Consider the following 20,521-nt stretch of genomic DNA (forward strand, 5'->3'; position numbering starts at 1 on the left):
TTTATGCCTTTTTTTTAGGGTTTAAAAAAGTAGCAACTAAGGTTTCTGCTTCTAGCAATGCTTTTTCTAGATTATCATTTTCAATAATAACATCAAATAAAGGTGCTGTCGCTAATTCTGCACTTGCTTTCGCTACGCGCATATTAATTTTATCGTCACTTTCGGTTTTGCGTTTTTTTAATCTAATTTTTAATTCGTCAATACTAGGTGGTTTTACAAAAATGGCTAGTGTTTCTTTGGGGAATTTTCGCTTAATCCGTAAACCTCCAGAAACATCAATATCAAAAATCACATTTTTGCCCAAGGCCCAAAGGCGTTCTACTTCGGTTTTTAAAGTGCCATAAAAATTATCTCTATATACTTCTTCCCACTCTAAAAAATCGTCGTTTTTTATATGTTGTTTAAATTGACTTGCAGATAAAAAATAGTAGTCTTCTGCATGTTTTTCTATTCCTCTTTTTTCTCGCGAAGTTGCCGAAATAGAAAATGCTAGATTAAGTTTTTCCTGTTTTAATAAGTGTCTAACAATGGTTGTTTTACCAGAACCAGAAGGAGCAGAAAATACAATTAATTTGCCTTGTTGTGTGTTGTTCTTTTTAGTCACAAAATATTTTTTAATATGTAGACACTTCGACTAGCTCAGTGACATTTAGTTTCTAATTTTTAAAGAACGTTTAATAGCTGTTCCTTTATTTTTTCTAGTTCGTCTTTCATCTGTACTACCAATTTTTGCATTGGTGCGTAATTACTTTTAGAACCAATTGTGTTTATTTCTCTTCCAATTTCTTGACCAATAAATCCTAGTTTTTTACCGTTAGAGTCTTCAGAATTTAAAGCAGAAAGAAAATATTCTAAGTGGTTTTTTAAACGCACTTTTTCTTCGGTAATATCAAATTTTTCAATGTAATAAACAAGTTCTTGTTCAAAGCGGTTTTCATCTACTTTTTCTTTTAATTCATCTACACCTTTACGTAAGCGTTCTCGAACTCCTTCTATACGATCTGGATCCATTTTTATTACCTGTTCTAATAGATCTGAAATAGTTGTTATTCTATTGTTAAAATCAGCCTCCAGTACTTTTCCTTCATCTAATCGATACGTTTCAATTCTGCTTAAAGCTACTTTTATTTCGGCTAAAATAGTATTCCATTCGTTTTCATCTATTTCGGCTTTTTCGGTATTAAGAGCGTCTGGAAAACGAACAGCCATTTTTAATAATTCGGTTTCATCCCCATTCACCATTTCTCTTAGCTGATTTATATATTGTTTTACAACAGGCTTATTTAGTTGTGTAGTGGTTTCTTCACCTGTCATTTCAACATAAATAGAAAAGTCTATTTTACCGCGTTCTAGTTGCTTACCTATTAATTTTCTTAAGCTTAACTCTTTTTCTCTGTAAATAGAAGGCATTCTAGCATTTAAATCCAGGTTTTTACTATTAAGAGATTTAATTTCTAAAGTAATTTTTTTTGTTGGTAATTGTAAAACAGATTTACCGTAACCTGTCATGGAATGAATCATAAGATTTTATTTAAGTTTTACAAAGGTAACGAAAAGTATAGGTTTATACCATTTACCATTTGAAATTACTGTAATACAGCTCCTTTATTTTTTTTCCTCTTCATAAAAAAAGAACCCTAACTAATTACTATCCTTTATTTTTTAGGATTCATTTTAAATAATAAATGTTATGAGAAAACACCATTTAAACTATGCACGCATACTATATTTGTGTAGATTTGTTTATTCAAAATTTAAACGATGTACACAAAACAATTTGAAATACGTTGGAGTGATGTAGATGCCAATAGGCATTTAGCAAATTCTGCATATACTAATTTTATGAGTCATACAAGAATGGCTTTTTTGATGGAGCATGGCTTTACTATGAAGGAGCTAGCAATACACAATATTGGTCCAGTGGTTTTTTATGAACACATGCATTATTTTAAAGAAGCATTTATGGGGCAACCTATTACTGTTAGCTTAGAAGTTTCTGGATTAAGTGAAGATGGTAAGTTTTTTAAATTCGATCATAATTTTTATAACCATAAAGGTGAAAATATTGCGTTTTGCGAAATGATGGGAGCTTGGATTGATTTGAGAGCAAGAAAAATGACAGATTTACCTCAAGTATTATTAGATTTAGCTAATGCTTTCCCAAAATCGGAAGATTACAAAGTCCTTACAAAAGAAGATACTAGAGCAAATGGAAGAGCTCCAAAAAACATCGTACTGTGATTTTTAGCCTTTTAATTTAGGTGTTTTACTTACAAGATATACGCCAGAAAAAATTAGAAGCATAGCTACTACTTTTACTATGTTTATTGTGTCTACTCCCATTGCTATCGCAAAGGTTCCTGCTATTACAGGTTGTAAATAAATAAAAGTACCAACAGTAGATGCTTTTAAGTTTCTTAAAGCCAAAGGATTTAGTGTGTATGTAAAAAAGGTTGCGCCAATAATGACAAAACCTATGGAGAAATAAACGTAAGGAGTAAAAGTTTCTAGTTTAATTTCTAATACATCCTGATATCCAAAAGGAAGCACCATAAAAATACCGAATAAAAACAACCATTTAATAAAAGTAAAAGGATGGTATTTTTGAGTTAATTTTTTTATTATTATTATATATATACTATAAGAAATAGCGTTTGCAAAAACCATCAAGTTTCCTAAAAGAATATGGTCTCCAGTACGTGTAGATTTCCCGTATACCGAAAGTACTATTGCTCCAGCAAAACCTAATAATATCCCTATTATTTTTAAGCCTGTAATTCGTTCTTTTAAAAACAAGGCAGAAAACACGAGTATTATTATTGGTGTAGTAATCATTATTACAGAAGCATGAATTGGAGTAGTAAGTTCTAGACCTCCTAAAAAAAGCAACATGTTTGTAGCAACACCAAAAACAGCAGCTAAAAAAAAGGTTTTAAAATCTTTTCTATCAATCTTTTCTTTTGGCATAAAACAATCTAAAATCCAGAATAAGATTGCAGCTCCAATTACTCGCAACAATACAAAACCAAAAGGCTTTATGTACCCTTCATTCATTACAAGTTTTGCAAAAGTAAAGTTTAAACCATAAAGTAGTTGTACTAAAAAAACAGCAATCAATGCAAAGGTTCTTTTATTCATTTATAACTTGTTTTACAGCTGCAACATTTGTTTTAGAGTTTCCTATAAAAATGGCATCTTCAATAATAAAAACTGGACGACTTAAAAAAGTGTAATGATCTAAAATATAGTGTTTGTAATCTTTTTCGGTTAAGTTCTGGTTTTTTAAATCCATTTCTTTGTAAAGCTTAGATCGCTTACTAAAAAGCGCTTCATAACTACCAGCTAAATCTTTCATCTGTTCTAATTGCTTAGTAGTGATTTCTTCTTTTTTAATGTCTTGTAGTGTGAATTCTGAAGAAAGATTTAATTCTTTTAAAATTCTAACACAAGTACTACAGGTTTTTAGATAGTATACTTTTTTCATATTTATTTTCCGTGAAAACGGAAATATTTTTGTTTAAAAAATTAAATTTTATTACTACAAAGAACGTTCATTTTAACTAAAAAAATAATTACTTTTAAACAAAAATTTGAAACATGAATTGGGCTTTTGAGATTACTTTAAAAAACAGAAAATTATTAGAATCTTTTATAGAGAGTTATAGCCTTGAAGCGCTTAATAAAGTTCCGGAAGGTTTTAATAACAACATGATATGGAATATTGCGCATACTATTGTAACCCAACAGCTATTAGTCTATAAATTATCTGGTTTGCCTTCTGTTTTATCGGATGAAATGATAGAAACATATAGAAAAGGTACAAAAACAGAGCGCGATGTAACGCAAGCTGAAGTAGATGAAATTAAGGGATTGTTGTTTTCTACTATTGAAAAAACAAAAGAAGATTATAACAATAAACTATTTAAAAATTATAATGCATATACGGTTTCTACCAAAAGCACATTAACCAATGTAGAAGAAGCTATTGTTTTTAATAATTTTCATGAAGGTATTCATCTAGGTTATATACTAGCTCTTAAAAAATCTATATAGTTATATTTTTAAATACGTATTTGCTACTTGGTAAGGAATTGTAAATTCTACAATCTCTTTTTCAAAAGCGCCAACACTAAAATTGTCGTATAAAATAATTACACCTTCATCACTAAATCCTAAGGTTTCTGGTAATTTAAATTGGTTATTGTTTAATAGGTTATCTGCATCTGTAAAGGTAGAATTTACTTCTTTGTTGTAATATTTTTCGATTAATGTGGTAAACTCTTCTACATTATTGATTAAATCATTTGTGGTTAAAAGGTCTCCTGTACTCGTATCAAAATTAAAAAAGCGTAATACTAAATTACTGTTTGCCGCTCCAGTATTTATACTAGAATTCATTACTATACAAGCAAAATTGGTTTTTTTAAAAATAACTTCACCATCAATTAAAGCTTCCCATTTGGGTAGTTCTTCTTTTAATTCTGAAGAAATTAAAGTATTAAAATTAGCATATGCATTATTGAAATCTTGCATGCTTTCTTCAAGATTTTCTTTTTTTTCTGCTGCAGCATCTATATGTAAAGCTTGACATGTAAATTGGTTGAGAGTTGTATTTATTTTTTCTGCAGCCAGACTTTCCCCTACTGCTTTAGGCATGTTAATTTCAATAGTAGTTGTGGTTTCTTTTAAAATATTGATTTCAGCAAAAGGAAGTGTTGCGCTCTCTTTTTTACATGAAGAAAAAAGAAGGATAAAAAAAAATAAAGGAACAAATTTCAATGTATATGTGTATTAAAAGTTAAAGATAGATTAAAGATATAGTATAGATTTGAATAGAACGAGTTAAAAAGTATTTTTGTTATAAATACATATACAAATGAAGTTTAATACGAAGACTATTCATGGGGGACAAAAACCAGATCCTGCTTATGGAGCTGTAATGCCACCAATATACCAAACAACAACCTATGCGCAAAGCACTCCTGGAGGACATAAAGGTTATGCGTATTCCAGGTCACATAACCCAACAAGAAATGCTTTAGAAAATGCTTTGGCGAGTATAGAAAACGGGGATTTTGGTTTCGCTTTTGGTTCTGGTCTTGCAGCAATAGATGCTATTCTAAAACTTTTAAAACCTGGTGATGAGGTGATTTCTACTAACGATTTGTATGGTGGTACTTATAGATTGTTTACCAAGATTTTTGAAGATTTTGGTATTACCTTTCATTTTGTTGGTATGAAAAACGCTAGCAATATTGAAAATTATGTAAATGCAAATACAAAACTTATTTGGGTGGAAACACCAACAAACCCTATGTTAAATATTATAGATATTAAAGCTGCTGCCAATATCGCAAAAAAGCATGGTGTTTTATTAGCTGTAGATAACACATTTGCAACCCCTTACCTGCAACAGCCATTAGATTTAGGAGCGGATATAATTATGCACTCAGCAACAAAATACCTTGGTGGACATAGTGATGTGGTTATGGGAGCCTTAGTAGTAAAAGATAAAGATTTAGCAAATAAATTATATTTTATACAAAATGCTAGTGGGGCAATCTGTGGTCCTCAAGACAGCTTTTTAGTTTTAAGAGGAATAAAAACCTTACATGTAAGAATGCAACGTCATTGCGAAAATGGCAAAGCTATAGCAACATATTTAGCTACGCACCCAAAAGTGGAAAACGTGTATTGGCCAGGATTTAAGGAGCATCCAAATCATGCAATAGCAAAAGCACAAATGCGTGATTTTGGAGGTATGGTTTCCTTTACTACAAAAGGGAATAATTATGCGGAAGCGATTCAATTAGTAGAAAAATTAAAGGTATTTACTTTAGCAGAATCCCTTGGTGGCGTTGAATCTCTTGCTGGTCATCCTGCAAGTATGACACACGCAAGTATTCCAAAAGAGGACCGAGAGAAAACAGGCGTTGTCGATTCGCTTATTCGTTTAAGTGTTGGTATTGAGGATGAAACTGATTTAATTGCCGATTTACAACAGGCTTTAGGATAGATATAAGGTTATAATATTGTAAACAAAAAACGCAAGCCTAAGCTTGCGTTTTTTGTTTTATGTTTTTAATTTTAGTCTAAATAGTAAATGTAACCAAAGTTTAGCCATAATAACCAATCATTCGCTTTATTAGACTCTAATGTATGATTTAAACCATCTACCCAATTACTATAAAAATATTGCGATCTCAAATCCAGCATTAAATCGGAAACCACATTAAGTTTGTATCGTACACCAACACTAGCTACTGTAGACCAGGTGCTTCCAGAAGCATCACTAATGACATTTGAAACCGAAGATTGACCATTTACCCATGGACCAAAAAAGTTGTTTGGATCCAGAATATTTCCACCAGGTTCATCGGTATATACTTTTGGGTTATAAGATGTATAATGTACACCAAAACTAATAAAAGGTGCAAATCTATAAGCAAATCCTTGAAAAGATCGAATACTTAAAGGAAAGTATTCTAATTGCATACCAATATCAAAATTATTGGCTTCTCCATGGTGTGTTCTAAGTTGATCATAGCTAGAACTAGGGTTATCTACCCATTCTCCAAAATGATCTAATCTAGTTTTATTCCAGGAAAGCTCACTTCTTAATTTAAAATGATCATTAAAGTAGGTGTCTGTAGAATAACAATTACAATCTGCTCTATAAGAAAAGTTTATATAGTGTACAATTCCAATTCCAATTCCAGTATTTCCTGCGTCCGTTTCAAAGTTATTTCTAACGCCAAAATCCGACTGAAAAGCTACAGGGCCAGCAATAACACCTATTTCATGTGAAAATCCTAGTTGAGAAACTGCAGCGTGTGTTCCTATAATAAAGAACAAAATGAAGGTTAATTGTTTCAAATTAAACATGGTATGATTTCAAGATTAGAGCAAAATACATATAACAAATATATAAATTCCCAACAAACCTGCAAATATAACAGATAAAAGGATGGTTTATTGTAAGTGTAAAAGAGATAGCAATCAAATCTAATAAATTATTATATAACCGGTATTGCTAAAAAGAAAAAAAAAGCATGTAATTTTTAAAGATAATGTATATTTGCATACGTAAAATTAGATATATACTATTTCTCAAAATTTCATAAAATGGAAAATAAAATTGAAGCTTTTTTAAATACAGTGAAAGAAAAGAATAGTCATGAGCCTGAGTTCATGCAAGCTGTTCATGAGGTTGCGGAAACCGTGATTCCGTTTATAGAGGAAAATCCTCAGTATCAAAATAAAATGTTATTAGAGCGTATGGTAGAACCAGAACGTACGATAATATTTAGAGTACCATGGATTGACGATAAAGGTAATACACAAGTAAATAGAGCTTTTAGAGTCGAATTTAACTCTGCAATTGGACCATATAAAGGAGGGCTGCGTTTTCACCCATCTGTAAACTTAAGTATTTTAAAATTTTTAGGTTTTGAACAAGTGTTTAAAAACTCATTAACCACCTTGCCAATGGGAGGAGGAAAAGGAGGGAGTGATTTTAACCCAAAAGGTAAAAGTGATAACGAAGTAATGCGTTTTTGCCAATCTTTTATGAGTGAATTGTTTAGACATATAGGAGCAAATACAGATGTACCAGCAGGAGATATTGGTGTTGGTGGTCGTGAAATTGGTTACATGTTTGGTCAATACAAAAGATTGCGAAACGAATTTACTGGTGTGCTAACTGGAAAAGGAATTTCTTATGGAGGTTCTTTAATTCGTCCAGAAGCTACTGGTTATGGTTGCGTTTATTTTGCAAAAAATATGTTAGCTACCAAAGGAGATTCTATAGATGGTAAAACAATAGTAATTTCAGGTTCTGGTAATGTTGCTCAATATGCTTGCGAAAAAGCAACAGAATTTGGAGGTAAAGTGGTTACTATGTCAGATTCTTCAGGTTATATTCATGATGCAGATGGTATTAATGCTGAAAAATTAGCATATATCATGGAAATTAAAAATGTAAAACGAGGAAGAATAAACGAATACACAGAAAAATATACTTCTGCAACTTTTCATAAAGGAGAAAGACCTTGGGGTGTAAACTGTGATATTGCATTACCATGTGCAACACAAAATGAATTAAATCTTGAGGAAGCAAAAGCATTAATTAATAACAATGTAATCGCTGTTGCTGAAGGAGCAAACATGCCAACAACACCAGAAGCTATTGAAGCTTTACAAAAAGCGAAAGTATTATTCTCTCCTGGAAAAGCGTCGAATGCTGGAGGTGTTGCAACTTCTGGTTTAGAAATGAGCCAAAACTCTTTACGTTTTAACTGGACAAGAGAAGAAGTAGATGCAAAATTAAAGCAAATTATGAACGATATTCACGAGTCTTGTGTTACGTATGGTACACAAAAAGATGGGTATGTCGATTATGTAAAAGGAGCAAACATTGCGGGATTTGTAAAAGTTGCAGATGCTATGTTAGCACAAGGAGTTGTCTAACATTTTATGCATAGCGAAAAAAAGCTTCCTCTTTAGGAAGCTTTTTTCGTTTTTAATATATTATTTTAACATAAAACTCGTTAGTTATAAATATATTTGAAGTTGAAGATTTTAGCTATGATTAAAAAAATTGCACTATTTCTAATTTTTGTAATACCAATAGTTTCATTTGCACAAGACTATTCTGCACAATGGCAAGGGCATTTTTCTTTTTATAATATTAAAGATGTATCGCAAGGAAATAATAAAATATACGCTGCAGCCGAAAATGCGATATTTAGTTATGACATTGAAACCAAAGAAATACAAACGATTACAACTATAAATGGTCTTTCTGGCGAAACAATTACAGCTATTCATTATAGTGAAGCTTACGAATTGTTAGTTATTGGTTACGATAATGGGTTAATGGATATCGCTTTCGATGATCCCGAAGAAAATGTTTTAACCATTATAGATATTGTTGACAAACCAACGATACCACCTACAGATAAAGGTATAAACCATTTTAATGAACACGAAGGCTTAGTGTATATTTCTACAGATTATGGAATTTCTGTATACGATTTAAGTCGTTTAGAGTTTGGTGATACTTATTATATTGGAGATTTAGGAGGTCAAGTTATTGTAGAACAAACAGTAGTTTTCCAAGACTTCATCTATGCAGCATGTAAAAATGGAAGAGGAATAAGAAAAGCCCCTTTAAGTAGTACTAGTTTAATAGATTATGAAGAATGGCAAAGTGTCGTTTCTGGAGATTTTGTAGTGATTGAAGCAAATAGCGATAATCTATATGTTTGTAGAACTTGGAGAGCTTTTTATGATTTAGATGGTAGTACATTAACACAATTAATTAGATATGATGATCTACCCTTAGATGTTAGAAGCATTAACGATTACTTAATTGTAACGACAATAAATGATGTTTTTATTTACGACGGAGATTTTACATTAGTAACACAGGTGTCTGTAAGCGAAGAATTAGATACTCAATTTTCATCAGCAACCATAGATGGCGAATACATTTATATAGGAACCGCAAATGGTCTAATAAAAACCCCACTTTTAAACCCTGTAGAATTTGAACCAATTGTACCAAATGGGCCACTTTTTAATGATGCATTCTCTATAAAAGCCTCTGCTAACAACCTTTGGGTAACCTTTGGGGATTACACCATATATTATGTTCCTACACCATTTAGAGAAAGCGGAATAAGCCACCTTAAAGGTGAGGAATGGAAAAATATCCCATTCGATAGTGTATTAACCGCTAGAAATTTGAATACCATTTCTATAAACCCATTTGTAGAAAATAATGTGTTTATTAGTTCTTTTCAAGATGGAGTACTAGAAGTCGAAAATGATGTTCCAACTACCCTGTATGACCAAACTAATAGTGGTTTAGAGTCCTTAATCGTTCCTGGAGCACCAAGTGTAATTGGTATAAGGCAGGGAGCTTCCGATTTTGATAGTAACGGTATTTTATGGACCATGACGGCAAGAACCGAAAGACCTTTAAAATCCTATGACCCATCTACCGACCAATGGCAAAGTTATGATTTCTCAGCATTAATTCAAGATGGATTAAACGACGAATGGGGGTATGGAGATTTAGTGATAGATAGTAATGGCAACAAATGGTTTGGTGGTTATATTTTCGGACTTATGGGGTATAATGAAAATAACAGTGGTGTTAAATTAAATGCTATTTTTTCTGAAGAACAAAATATGCCTTCTACAATAGTTACTGCTCTTGCAGCAGATGATAGAAATCAAATTTGGGTTGGTACAGACAAAGGATTAAGAGTCTTATATAATTCCTCATCCTTTTTTACTGAGGAAAATCCTGATATTGATGAGGTTATTATTTTAGAGGATGGTATTCCACAAGAACTCTTATTTCAGCAATTTATAACCGATATTGAAGTAGATGGATCTAATAACAAATGGATAGCAACCCTGTCTTCAGGAGTGTTTTATTTCTCTTCAGATGGTCAAGAAACCATTTACCATTTTACAAAAGACAATTCACCTTTACCAACAAATAATATTGTAGATTTATCTATAGATTCTTCTAATGGAACCGTTTATATAGCTACCGAAAATGGATTGGTATCTTTTAAAGCAGGTGGTTCTTCTGTATCTCAAAACTTAGAAGACGCTTATGTCTATCCGAACCCAGTTAGACCAACATTTAATATCACTCAAGACAAAGTGAAAATTAAAGAAATTCCAGATAATGTAAACATTAAAATTACAGATATTGAAGGGAATCTTGTGGCTGAAGCAGAATCTGGTACAAATGCAAGATATCAAGGCTATAATTTAGAAATTGATGGAGGAACAGCTTTTTGGAACGGTAAAAACCTTGCTAATAATACCGTAGCATCTGGTGTTTATTTAATTATGCTTTCAGACTTAGATACTTTTGATACTAAAGTACTAAAAATAATGGTTGTGAGATAATGATCACTAAAACCAATGCTATTGTTTTATCAAAAATAAAGTATGGGGAACATGACTTAATTATTAAATGCTATACCAAACAATTTGGTGTTGTAACTTTTTTACAAAAAGGCATCTTAAAATCTAAAAAAGGAAAAGTAAAAAAGGCATATTTCCAATTGTTATCACAATTACAATTAGAAATTAATTTTCAAGATAATCGGTCTATTCAATATATAAAAGAAGTCAAACCAAATTACATATATACTACATTACATAACGATATTTTAAAAAGTACTATTGTTATGTTTCTATCCGAAGTATTATCGACTTCCCTTCAAGAAGAAGAAAAAAATGAATCTCTTTACCAGTATTTGGAGGCAACTTTGCAATGGCTAGATATGCAAGATCGCTGTTCCAACTTTCATTTGTTATTCTTGTTGAAACTCACGAAACATCTTGGTTTTTATCCCGAAAAAAACCTTAAAAACACAAGCTTTTTTAATTTAAAAGATGGAAAATTTGAAGAAAAACCAACCGATTTTTATAGCGTTTCAGGAGAAAATTTAACACTATTAAAAACACTACTAGGCACAATTTTTGATGACTTATCTCAAATCAAAATTAATGCAATTCAAAGGCAGTCTTTTTTAACTATGTTATTGCTGTATTTTGATTTACATTTGGGAAGTTTTAAAAAACCCAATTCGCTAGAAATATTTAATCAAGTTTTTAATACCTAACATGAAGTATATTAGTATCCTTTTTCTTTTTATAAGCATTTTTACACAAGCACAACAAATTACAGTATTAAATAAAGTTACAGGAGAAACCATACCAAGTGTTGCTATATATAATCATAGCAAGACGAAAAGTACCACCACAAATTTTGATGGTCAAGCTAATTTAAGCACTTTTAATAACACAGAACGTTTATATTTTCAGCATCTATCTTTCCAAGAATTTTCTATCCTAAAATCTAAAATTCAAGACGCAACAATTTCATTAGAAGCAAATGCACAAGGTTTAGATGAGGTGGTCATTTCTGCTTCAAAATTTAAACAAAGTAAAAGAGATATTCCGCAAAAAATAACCAATATAAGTGCTAAAGATATTCAGTTTTCAAATCCTCAAACAAGTGCCGATTTACTAGAGCAATCCGGACAAGTATATATTCAAAAAAGCCAATTAGGTGGAGGTAGCCCAATGATTAGAGGTTTCTCGACTAACAGATTACTGCTAACCGTAGATGGTGTGCGAATGAATAATGCCATTTTTAGAGGAGGAAACCTTCAAAATGTAATCTCGGTGGATCCTTTTAGTATTCAAAACACCGAAGTAACTCTTGGTGCTGGTTCTATTATTTATGGTAGTGATGCCATTGGTGGTGTGATGAGTTTTTATACTAAAACCCCAAAACTATCGTACAGAGATTCTCTTAAATTTAATGCTAATGCTGCAGTTCGATACGCAACTGCAACAAATGAAAAGACTGGACATTTAGATTTTAATATCGGACTTAAAAAATGGGCTTTTCTTACCAATGCTAGTTATACCTATTTCGACGATTTAAGAATGGGATCCCACGGCCCAGACGATTACCTAAGGCCAGAATACATAGAAACTATAGATGGCGAAGATATAATTGTACAAAACAGCAATCCGAAAATCCAAAAATTTACAGGCTACGATCAAATAAACCTAATGCAAAAAGTACGGTTCGAACCACAAGATAATTTAAGTTTCGATCTAGGTTTATACTATTCTGCAACTTCCGATTATCCAAGATACGATCGTTTAATTCGCTATAGAGACGGCGATTTACGTTCTGCACAATGGGATTATGGACCTCAAAAATGGTTTATGTCAAACTTTGGGTTAACAAAGCTAAGTAGTGGTTCTAACCTTTACGATAAAATTAAATTTATAACCGCTTACCAAAACTTTCAAGAAAGTAGAATCGATAGAGATTATCAATCTACAAACCAGGATAATACCGAAGAAAGTGTAGACGCATATTCTGCAAACCTAGATTTCGAGAAATTAATTAGTCCAAAAACCGAACTGTTTTATGGTCTAGAATATGTGTATAATAAAGTGCATTCTAAAGCATTTGCTAGAGATATAACTACTAACGAAACAGCAGCTATTGTAACTCGATATCCAGATAATTCTAGTTGGCAATCTGCAGCAGCATATGCCAGTTTAAAATACAAACCAAACACTAGGTTTGTATTACAGTCTGGTATACGCTACAACCATGTTGCATACCAAGCAGATTTTACCGAAAACAACGTGTTTTTAGATCTCCCATTTAATACCACAAAAAGTGATGCTGGAGCATTAACAGGAACCGCTGGAATAAGCTGGATACCAAATAAAACAATACAATGGAAATTAAATGCATCTACCGCTTTTAGAGCACCAAATATTGACGATGTAGGTAAAGTGTTCGATAGTGAGCCAGGATCGGTGGTAGTACCCAACGAAAATTTAAAACCAGAATATGCTTATAGCGGAGAATTAGGCCTAAAATTAGACTTCGATAACGTGTTTATTTTAGATTTAGCAACCTACTACACGTATTTAGATAATGCATTAGTACGACGCGATTACACTTTAAATGGCGAAAGCGAAATTCTATATAATGGCGAGTTAAGCCAAGTACAAGCCATGCAAAACGCATCGAAAGCTTGGATCTATGGTTTCGAGGTTGGTATGAAAATTAATCTATCTAAAAAACTACAATGCACCTCCCAATACAATGTAATTGGTGGTACAGAAGAAGACGACGATATCGAAGTTCCAGTAAGACACATTGCACCAAACTTTGGTAATACACACCTTACTTGGCAATCTGAAAAATTAAAATTCGATGCTTTTGCCGAATATAATAACGAGCTTTCTTTTCTAGATATAGCACCTTCCGAAATCGAGAAAGATTATATCTACGCCTTAGATAGCGACGGAAATCCGTATGCTCCATCTTGGTATACGCTAAACTTTAGTGCGCAAATGGAAGTGTATAAAAATACAACAGTAACAGCAAGTTTAGAAAACATAACAGACCAACGTTACAAAACCTATTCTTCGGGTATTGCAGCGCCTGGAAGAAATCTAATTATCGCATTAAGTTATAGTTTATAGTTTTTTAGTAAATGTTTTAATTTGGGCGTTTACTACTTCGCAAAAAAAAGCTACGTAGTACCAGGCTATCCATTATATCTTTTTATGTAGGTTACTTTTAATGGTGTATAATGAGCAATCTAATTTTTAAGCTAGCTATAACAAAGGTCTTATGCCACATAAAAAGGATGCCATTTCTATCCTTAACGCAAACAAAAAGCCTGCTCTTTTGGAGCAGGCTTTTTGTTTTATACTAAAAACAATCTATTAGTTTCTCTTCACAGCCTTTTTTGTAATAACCACATCGTTAGACAACGTCACTTTAGCAACATAAGTCGCTTGACTTAAATTATCTAAGTGGTATATTTCGGTACTACTGTTTCCATTTAAGTTGTAAAGCAATCTTCCTAAAACATCGTAAATCTTAACGTTTTTAATTTCTAAGGCATTCGATGTATTAAATTGTACACTACCATCTGCTTGTTCTATTATGGTAAGCGCATTGGTATATTCATTTTCGTTAACAGATAAAGAAGTCGTGTTAAATACAATATCAAATCTATTCGTAAATGAACCAGAATCCGAAGTAAAGTTATAATCACTAGCTTTTAAATCGTGATAAACTTGCATTAATTTATCATGTACATAAATGCTATTGTTTGTTAAAAATTCACCTTCCAACTTCGGAATAGAAAAAGTAAAAATAGTTGCTTCTTCTATGCTTGTGTTAAATCCAATAGGAATTACTTCCTCTGTATGTAAACTTTCCGGAGATTTTCCTTGAATTGCTAGTTTGTCTTTACCATTTACCTCTTCAATTATAGAATATAAGGAAGCGTATGCGTCTGTTGCTAAGTTTTTAGGAGCATCATAATACATACCATCATAATCATTTGTTGCACCTGGTACATAACCTATTAATATTTGGTTAAATACACCACTATCTGTAGTTAAATTCAACCATAACTTATTTGCTTGATCGCTACTAGAACTTCTAAAAAACTGACTGTTATTTCCGGTTACACGCATCGTATTGTTAAAAAGAACATCGGCAGTTTCTATATCTGCAGAAACTGTTGTTGTACTAACAGCATCAGACATAGATATAAAAAATCCTTGTCCAGATGGAATAAATCGATCTGGTTCAATACCATCACCACCAGCAGTTTGTCCAGTTCCATTAATAACGGCATAATCACTTTGTGCAAAGTTTAAAACTTGATTTCCATTATTGGTATCCGAATACGGCGAATCTTGAGACCATAAAAAGATAGCACCATCTGTAACACCAGTTGTCGTTTCCGATACATTAGTGTCTATTGCTGTATTTGCAGTAAGAAAAATATCGGCATCGATAGCAGAGGCATACGGATTACCAATAAAGTTCCAGTTATTATCATTCGTTTCCGAATCATTTCTATAAAGCGGTACCGTATAATCCCCAGTATTTAGTGCGCCTTCAAACGTGTATTCGTAGTTTGCTCCTGGTATACCAAATCCTATTTGATTGTGCATTGCTGCATAACCAACTCCTGGTTGCATGATATCGCTATTCGAAGTGAACTGCCAGTCGTCTCCGTTATCATCTATATCATCTTGGCCATTTACAGTTCCGTTATTATTATTCGTTTCTGCGGTTGCATCCAAATAATTAGTAGCATCATACCAAAAACGTCTAGAATTATGTGCTTCTTGTAATCCGTTTCCAATAGTTTCACCTACAACAGGAGAACTCCAATAGGTGTATTCATAGTAATTATTTAATGGCGCAGTGCGTTTATTTACTTGCGTTACTGCATCTGGATGTAAAGTGTAAGTTCCTGCATTTATACCATCACCATGTTGTACAAAACTTCCTTTGTCTTCTATAAGAACACCGTCTAAACCAAGACCGTTACCATATATATCTACATTTGTAATAACTTCTACATAATGGCCGCTGGTAATTATTAATTTGTTTCCTGCATTTACCACTAATTGACAAGCACTAAAGCTACCATTAGTTGTTGTATTATAATCTCCATCAATTATAATTAGTTTATCACTATCTGGAGTATTATTTGGAGGCAAAATACCTGTCCAGCTGGTACCATCCCAGGTTAAAGTATTTAATTCTGGTTTTATTGCTTCGCTAGTAGTGTAACAGCCAGCACCTTCAGATACTTCGCAATAGAATTGATAATCTGTTTTAGAAATGATATTATCTACAATTAGGGTGCTTTGAGTAGCAGTGTTTGTTATCGTATAGTCTCCTCCTGTACTTATAGGATTCCATAGGTCGTTTACACCATCGTAATAATACCATTGAAAAGTTAAATCATAAGAATCTGCAGCATAAATACCAGTATATCCTTCTGTCGCATTTGCTGTAATTTCAAAAGTAGTACATGAAGTAATTGGAGTGTCTAAAGATATTGTTGGAGTACCTCCTTCAAAATCTGGAGCTTGTCCTGCGCCAACACAATAAGGAGAGGAAGGGTAAACATCTGTAAAAGCCCAATCGGCAGCATTATAAGTTGCTACAGGTTTTGCAACAGTTAAGTCTCTTAGGTAACGATACCCTAAAAGGTTTCCAGTATGTAATTGGTCAATAGTAGTATAACTACCTGAGCCGTTATTTTTTCTTAGTTCTACACCATCATTTGCATTAAAACCAATAAAAGCGGTTTCATAAGGAGTTGGATAATCTGTACAATTACTTCCATCTATCCTAATACGGTATATTTCTCCAGGTGCTAATGTTCCTGTAAGAGAATGCCATACAGCATACGGGCTTCCAACAGTGTCTGTGTGATCTGTTGTTCTATACAGTCTGTATTCGCTTAAGTCTTTCGTTTCTAAAGTAGCGTTATAAACAGTAATCATACCACCATTACCCCAAGCACCACCAGAGCCATCTATATCTTGATCTTCATCAAACAATTCATAAATAAATAAATCGGTAGCAGCAGGTACTATATTAGTCTCACAATTAAACTCTTCATTTATTACATTAAAAGGGAAAGCAGAATCACAAATAATAGAATTCGTTTCAATAATAATACTACCGTCTACAGCATTCGCTGGAATTTGTATCACGACTTCATTACTGTCTTGAGAAACTGGAGTAAGTGTTGTTCCATTAAAACTTATGGTAGCCGAACCTAATTGACTACCAGAAATAGTTACATAAGCACCAATAGGCCCAGAAGATAAATTGATGGTTGTTGTTGTAGTTGGCGGTGTACAAGGAGTACAATATACCTTTACATCATCCAGATACCAAGTGTTAAAAGTGGAGTTAAATCTAAAACTTACATCCGCATTAGAAGCTAAGTTTATTCCCGAAACATCGGTTAAGTCTACTAATTCCGTTTTACCATCTTCTGTAACACTAAACGTATGCAAAATAGTCCAAGCTCCAGCACCAATACGATAATCTACTGTAGCAATACTTCCGTGTGCAGTAACAGAGGAATCTTGATAAAACTCTAATATGGTAGGGTAATCAGTAGCTTCGGTAATAATAGCATCGTTTGTACCAAATACTCTACAAGGTTGTGCAACCCCAGCATGTGCACCAGAAGTTTCGTTTATTGTTCCACTATTGGTCCATCCTGTATTTGGAAAACCAACAAAGTCTTCATCAATACAAGGCGAACCACTATGTACAAATAAAACAGCCTCGTCGGATAAGGAATCTCCACAAGAATTTGTTGCAGTTATTCTATAAATATATCCATGCATACTAATACTAGCGCTTAATACAGTAAGTGTATTCGCGTTTGTACCTGTATTTGTCCAGCTAGTACCTCCATCGGTACTTACTTCCCATTGGTAGCTAGTAGCTCCTGTAGCAGTTGCTGTAAAAGTAGCATTGCTGCCATTAGTTACATTAATATTATCTGGTTGGTCTGTAATTACAGGAAGGTTACTTATGGTAACTGTATATGGACCAACGACTCCAGAGGACCAACATGAAGTAGTTGTATTAAATGCTCTTACATAATAATCACCATCTGTTGTAACGTTTAAAGCGCTAGTGGTATTATTTGTGGTATCTACACCAGCGGCATCCGTTTGCCAGTAGTAAATAATATCTGTAGGCGCAGTACCTGAAAAATCCAATTCTGCAGTTTCACAAAAATCTGGAGCATCTATACTAGAAATTACTCCTGTTGGATCGGATGGTGGTGTACAAGGTGCTCCACAAAAAACTTGAATGTTATTAATAAATTGGACACGATAATCATCCGAACGATATAATCTCAATCTAACATTGGTTCCATTAGTTACAGCAAATGGTAAATTAACAGTAACTGTAACAGAAGATGTAGATGTAAAATAATCTTGTTGAATATCTATCCAATTGGTGCCATCAAAATATTGAAGAATCAAACCATCTGAAGTTCCGGTAGAATTAGAACTTACTGAAGTTTGATATTCAAAAATTTGCGCATTGCTCATTGGAGGCAGTTCTAGCCAATCTCCAACATCATTTAACTGTACTCTGTTACTTCCAGCATATGCACTATTGGCAGTCCAAGTACCATCACTAGTAGTTTCTGTCCAGTTAGAGTAACCATGGCCCCAGCCGCTAAAGTCTTCTTCTAAACAAGGTCCAGTTATAGTAGTTGCATCATTGGTTAATGGTGCTGTTGTATTGTAGATTGGTCCACCAGCACAACTCGAATCGTTTAATGCAAAAACAAAAAAGTAATATTGGGTTGTTTGCGATAAACCAGTTGCTGTAAATGTCGTTGCGTTACTGCTTTGTACTACAGTACCACTACCAATAGTATCTCCAGTGGTATAGCTTGTGTTATCTACAGGGTTTGCACCTAATGTAGCAGAAGAACTTACAACTACAAGATAATCGTCTGCAGTGGTTGCTGTAAAAGAACCGTCGATAGAAGATCCTGTAATGTTACTTAAAGTTAATGCTGTAGGTTGTGTTGTTGGTGCAACACAGGGTGTTGGTGTGGTAACACATATTCCAAAGGTGTCAAAAACATTATTGCCATACTCCCAAACACGAATATATACGGTAGAACCAACGGTTAAACCAGTTGCTGTTGCTAAAGACATATAGCCTGCTCCTCCATCATCATTACAAACTTCTTCTACTAAAGCGCCACAAGTACCTGAGTATATTGAAATACCAGTATCATCAATTGCACCATCTTCAGAAGTTTCTACAGTAATTTCTCCAGAAGCAGGAACTACCACAGAAAACCAAACATCTCCTCCAGCATAACTAGAGCAGGAAGGATCTGCTACACCACTATCTGTAGCATCTATATTCGAGTATGAAGTAAAACTACAAGATGCAGTTGGTGTTAAACTAATTGCACCACTACAATCATCATTACTAATTGGCGGTGAAGTAACCTCACCACTTACATTAATGGTTGGTGTAGTGCCTAGGCCAGATGTGGCATTCGCAATGGTAATCGTATTGCTATAGGTGTTAACCGCTAAACCAGCTACTAAACGCGTGTATATAGGTATTGTACTATTGGCATCAATTAAAGGTATATTCACAGAAGCACCATAACCGCCAACAGCTGTTAAAGAAACTTCAAAATCTGTTGAAGTTGATGTAATTGTTGTTCCAGAAGGATCTGTTAATAAAGTTCCAGTAACATCAAAGCTTTGTGGAGCAGATGGTCCTGTACCAAAAACGTAATCTAAATCTGGAATTGTAGTTGGTGTTGCGGTGATGTTTGGTGTTGGGGTAGAATTGGTACCAATTATTTCGGCGTCATCTACAATCCAATATTCATTACTACTATTGTTGTCCATTACTAGCCTTACTTTTAGATTATTTACACTTGGTAAACCATCAACAATAATTGTACTATAACCATCAGTAGTTCTATTACCTCCAGCAGTAGGAGCAAAAATAGTAGGGGTATTATTATTGTCGTAAGTTGTAGATGCTGTTCCTGTTCCACTGTCAAACGACCATCTAGCATTACTATAACCTCGAACTTGTAATTGGCGTAGCCAAGTGGTTCCTCCATCGTTACTAATATCCACGAAAACGTCATCGGCACCATCAGCACCATTACCCGAACTTCCAGAAAAAGAAGCTAATCTACATGTGAAATAAATATTTGTATAGGCCGAAGCATCTACATTTGCAAAAATAACGGTCGAAGTACCATTACTTTCTTCAATTGCGCGTGTACCACTTACAAAATTATTATCTCCAGCAGGGAAAGGGCCAGTTCCTGTAGCAATTGAACCCCCAGTATATGTCATTGTTGGTGTTGCAGGAGAAGTTTCAAAATCTTGTATTCCAATAGTTACCTGCGCAAAACCAGACACAAAAGCGCATAAACATGCAATTAATATTAGGGCGTAATTCTTTTTCATAGGGATAATATTTTATTTTTGTTTTTCTGCTAAAAAAACAAGCACGTAAATATACGTTAAAGAACTTAAATTTCAAGTACTTAAAGTTATGTGTGTGTTAATAATATGCCAGATGAAATGT

14 protein-coding genes are annotated in these 20,521 nt (G+C 33.4%); 7 read left to right on the forward strand and 7 right to left on the reverse strand.

What is annotated here, in order from left to right:
• Position 1 precedes the first annotated feature (1 nt).
• Together gmk and ACVC3Y_RS14920 are read right to left on the reverse strand one after the other, a co-directional pair.
• Positions 2 to 604, reverse strand: a complete 603-nt coding sequence (gene gmk, locus ACVC3Y_RS14915; protein WP_303421133.1) for a guanylate kinase — start codon at positions 602 to 604, stop codon at positions 2 to 4.
• Between the two features lie 59 nt (positions 605 to 663).
• Positions 664 to 1,521: a YicC/YloC family endoribonuclease gene (locus tag ACVC3Y_RS14920; RefSeq protein WP_303421131.1), complete on the reverse strand. Its 858-nt coding sequence runs from the start codon at positions 1,519 to 1,521 to the stop codon at positions 664 to 666.
• Positions 1,522 to 1,761: 240 nt separating this feature from the next.
• On the opposite strand from ACVC3Y_RS14920, the gene ACVC3Y_RS14925 reads away from it, so the two are divergent.
• The gene (locus tag ACVC3Y_RS14925; RefSeq protein ID WP_452227320.1) at positions 1,762 to 2,241 is read left to right on the forward strand and encodes an acyl-CoA thioesterase; all 480 of its coding nucleotides are present in this window, start codon (positions 1,762 to 1,764) and stop codon (positions 2,239 to 2,241) included.
• 3 nt (positions 2,242 to 2,244) lie between these two features.
• Here the strand turns inward: ACVC3Y_RS14925 and ACVC3Y_RS14930 are convergent, their stop codons facing one another.
• Both ACVC3Y_RS14930 and ACVC3Y_RS14935 read right to left on the reverse strand, forming a co-directional pair.
• Positions 2,245 to 3,138 carry a DMT family transporter gene (locus tag ACVC3Y_RS14930; protein ID WP_303421128.1) on the reverse strand — a complete coding sequence of 298 codons (894 nt, stop codon included), beginning with the start codon at positions 3,136 to 3,138 and terminating at the stop codon, positions 2,245 to 2,247.
• Positions 3,131 to 3,484, reverse strand: a complete 354-nt coding sequence (locus ACVC3Y_RS14935) for an arsenate reductase family protein (protein WP_452227321.1) — start codon at positions 3,482 to 3,484, stop codon at positions 3,131 to 3,133. Before ACVC3Y_RS14935 ends, ACVC3Y_RS14930 begins: the two co-directional genes overlap by 8 nt.
• 113 nt (positions 3,485 to 3,597) lie before the next feature.
• Here ACVC3Y_RS14935 and ACVC3Y_RS14940 point away from each other — a divergent pair, with 113 nt between their 5' ends.
• Positions 3,598 to 4,053 carry a DinB family protein gene (locus ACVC3Y_RS14940; protein WP_452227322.1) on the forward strand — a complete coding sequence of 152 codons (456 nt, stop codon included), beginning with the start codon at positions 3,598 to 3,600 and terminating at the stop codon, positions 4,051 to 4,053.
• Here the strand turns inward: ACVC3Y_RS14940 and ACVC3Y_RS14945 are convergent, their stop codons facing one another.
• Entirely contained in the window at positions 4,054 to 4,779 is a 726-nt protein-coding gene (locus tag ACVC3Y_RS14945; protein ID WP_303421124.1) for a DUF3298 and DUF4163 domain-containing protein, read from the reverse strand.
• Positions 4,780 to 4,876: 97 nt separating this feature from the next.
• Here ACVC3Y_RS14945 and ACVC3Y_RS14950 point away from each other — a divergent pair, with 97 nt between their 5' ends.
• Positions 4,877 to 6,016: a cystathionine gamma-synthase gene (locus ACVC3Y_RS14950; protein ID WP_452227323.1), complete on the forward strand. Its 1,140-nt coding sequence runs from the start codon at positions 4,877 to 4,879 to the stop codon at positions 6,014 to 6,016.
• 71 nt (positions 6,017 to 6,087) lie between these two features.
• Here ACVC3Y_RS14950 and ACVC3Y_RS14955 read toward each other — a convergent pair whose 3' ends face one another.
• Positions 6,088 to 6,885 carry a THC0290_0291 family protein gene (locus ACVC3Y_RS14955; RefSeq protein ID WP_303421120.1) on the reverse strand — a complete coding sequence of 266 codons (798 nt, stop codon included), beginning with the start codon at positions 6,883 to 6,885 and terminating at the stop codon, positions 6,088 to 6,090.
• 240 nt (positions 6,886 to 7,125) lie between these two features.
• On the opposite strand from ACVC3Y_RS14955, the gene gdhA reads away from it, so the two are divergent.
• The 4 genes from gdhA to ACVC3Y_RS14975 all read left to right on the forward strand — a co-directional run bounded on the left by gdhA (position 7,126) and on the right by ACVC3Y_RS14975 (position 14,061).
• Positions 7,126 to 8,469, forward strand: a complete 1,344-nt coding sequence (gene gdhA / locus ACVC3Y_RS14960) for an NADP-specific glutamate dehydrogenase (RefSeq protein WP_303421117.1) — start codon at positions 7,126 to 7,128, stop codon at positions 8,467 to 8,469.
• 117 nt (positions 8,470 to 8,586) lie between these two features.
• The gene (porZ, locus tag ACVC3Y_RS14965) at positions 8,587 to 10,935 is read left to right on the forward strand and encodes a type IX secretion system anionic LPS delivery protein PorZ (RefSeq protein ID WP_452227324.1); all 2,349 of its coding nucleotides are present in this window, start codon (positions 8,587 to 8,589) and stop codon (positions 10,933 to 10,935) included.
• The gene (gene recO / locus ACVC3Y_RS14970) at positions 10,935 to 11,657 is read left to right on the forward strand and encodes a DNA repair protein RecO (RefSeq protein ID WP_303421113.1); all 723 of its coding nucleotides are present in this window, start codon (positions 10,935 to 10,937) and stop codon (positions 11,655 to 11,657) included. Before porZ ends, recO begins: the two co-directional genes overlap by 1 nt.
• A 1-nt stretch (position 11,658) precedes the next feature.
• On the forward strand, positions 11,659 to 14,061 hold the full coding sequence (locus tag ACVC3Y_RS14975; protein WP_452227325.1) for a TonB-dependent receptor: 2,403 nt from the start codon (positions 11,659 to 11,661) through the stop codon (positions 14,059 to 14,061).
• Between the two features lie 246 nt (positions 14,062 to 14,307).
• Here the strand turns inward: ACVC3Y_RS14975 and ACVC3Y_RS14980 are convergent, their stop codons facing one another.
• Positions 14,308 to 20,400: a T9SS type A sorting domain-containing protein gene (locus tag ACVC3Y_RS14980; RefSeq protein ID WP_452227326.1), complete on the reverse strand. Its 6,093-nt coding sequence runs from the start codon at positions 20,398 to 20,400 to the stop codon at positions 14,308 to 14,310.
• Positions 20,401 to 20,521 lie beyond the last annotated feature (121 nt).

It is taken from the genome of Lacinutrix cladophorae (genome assembly GCF_053604645.1).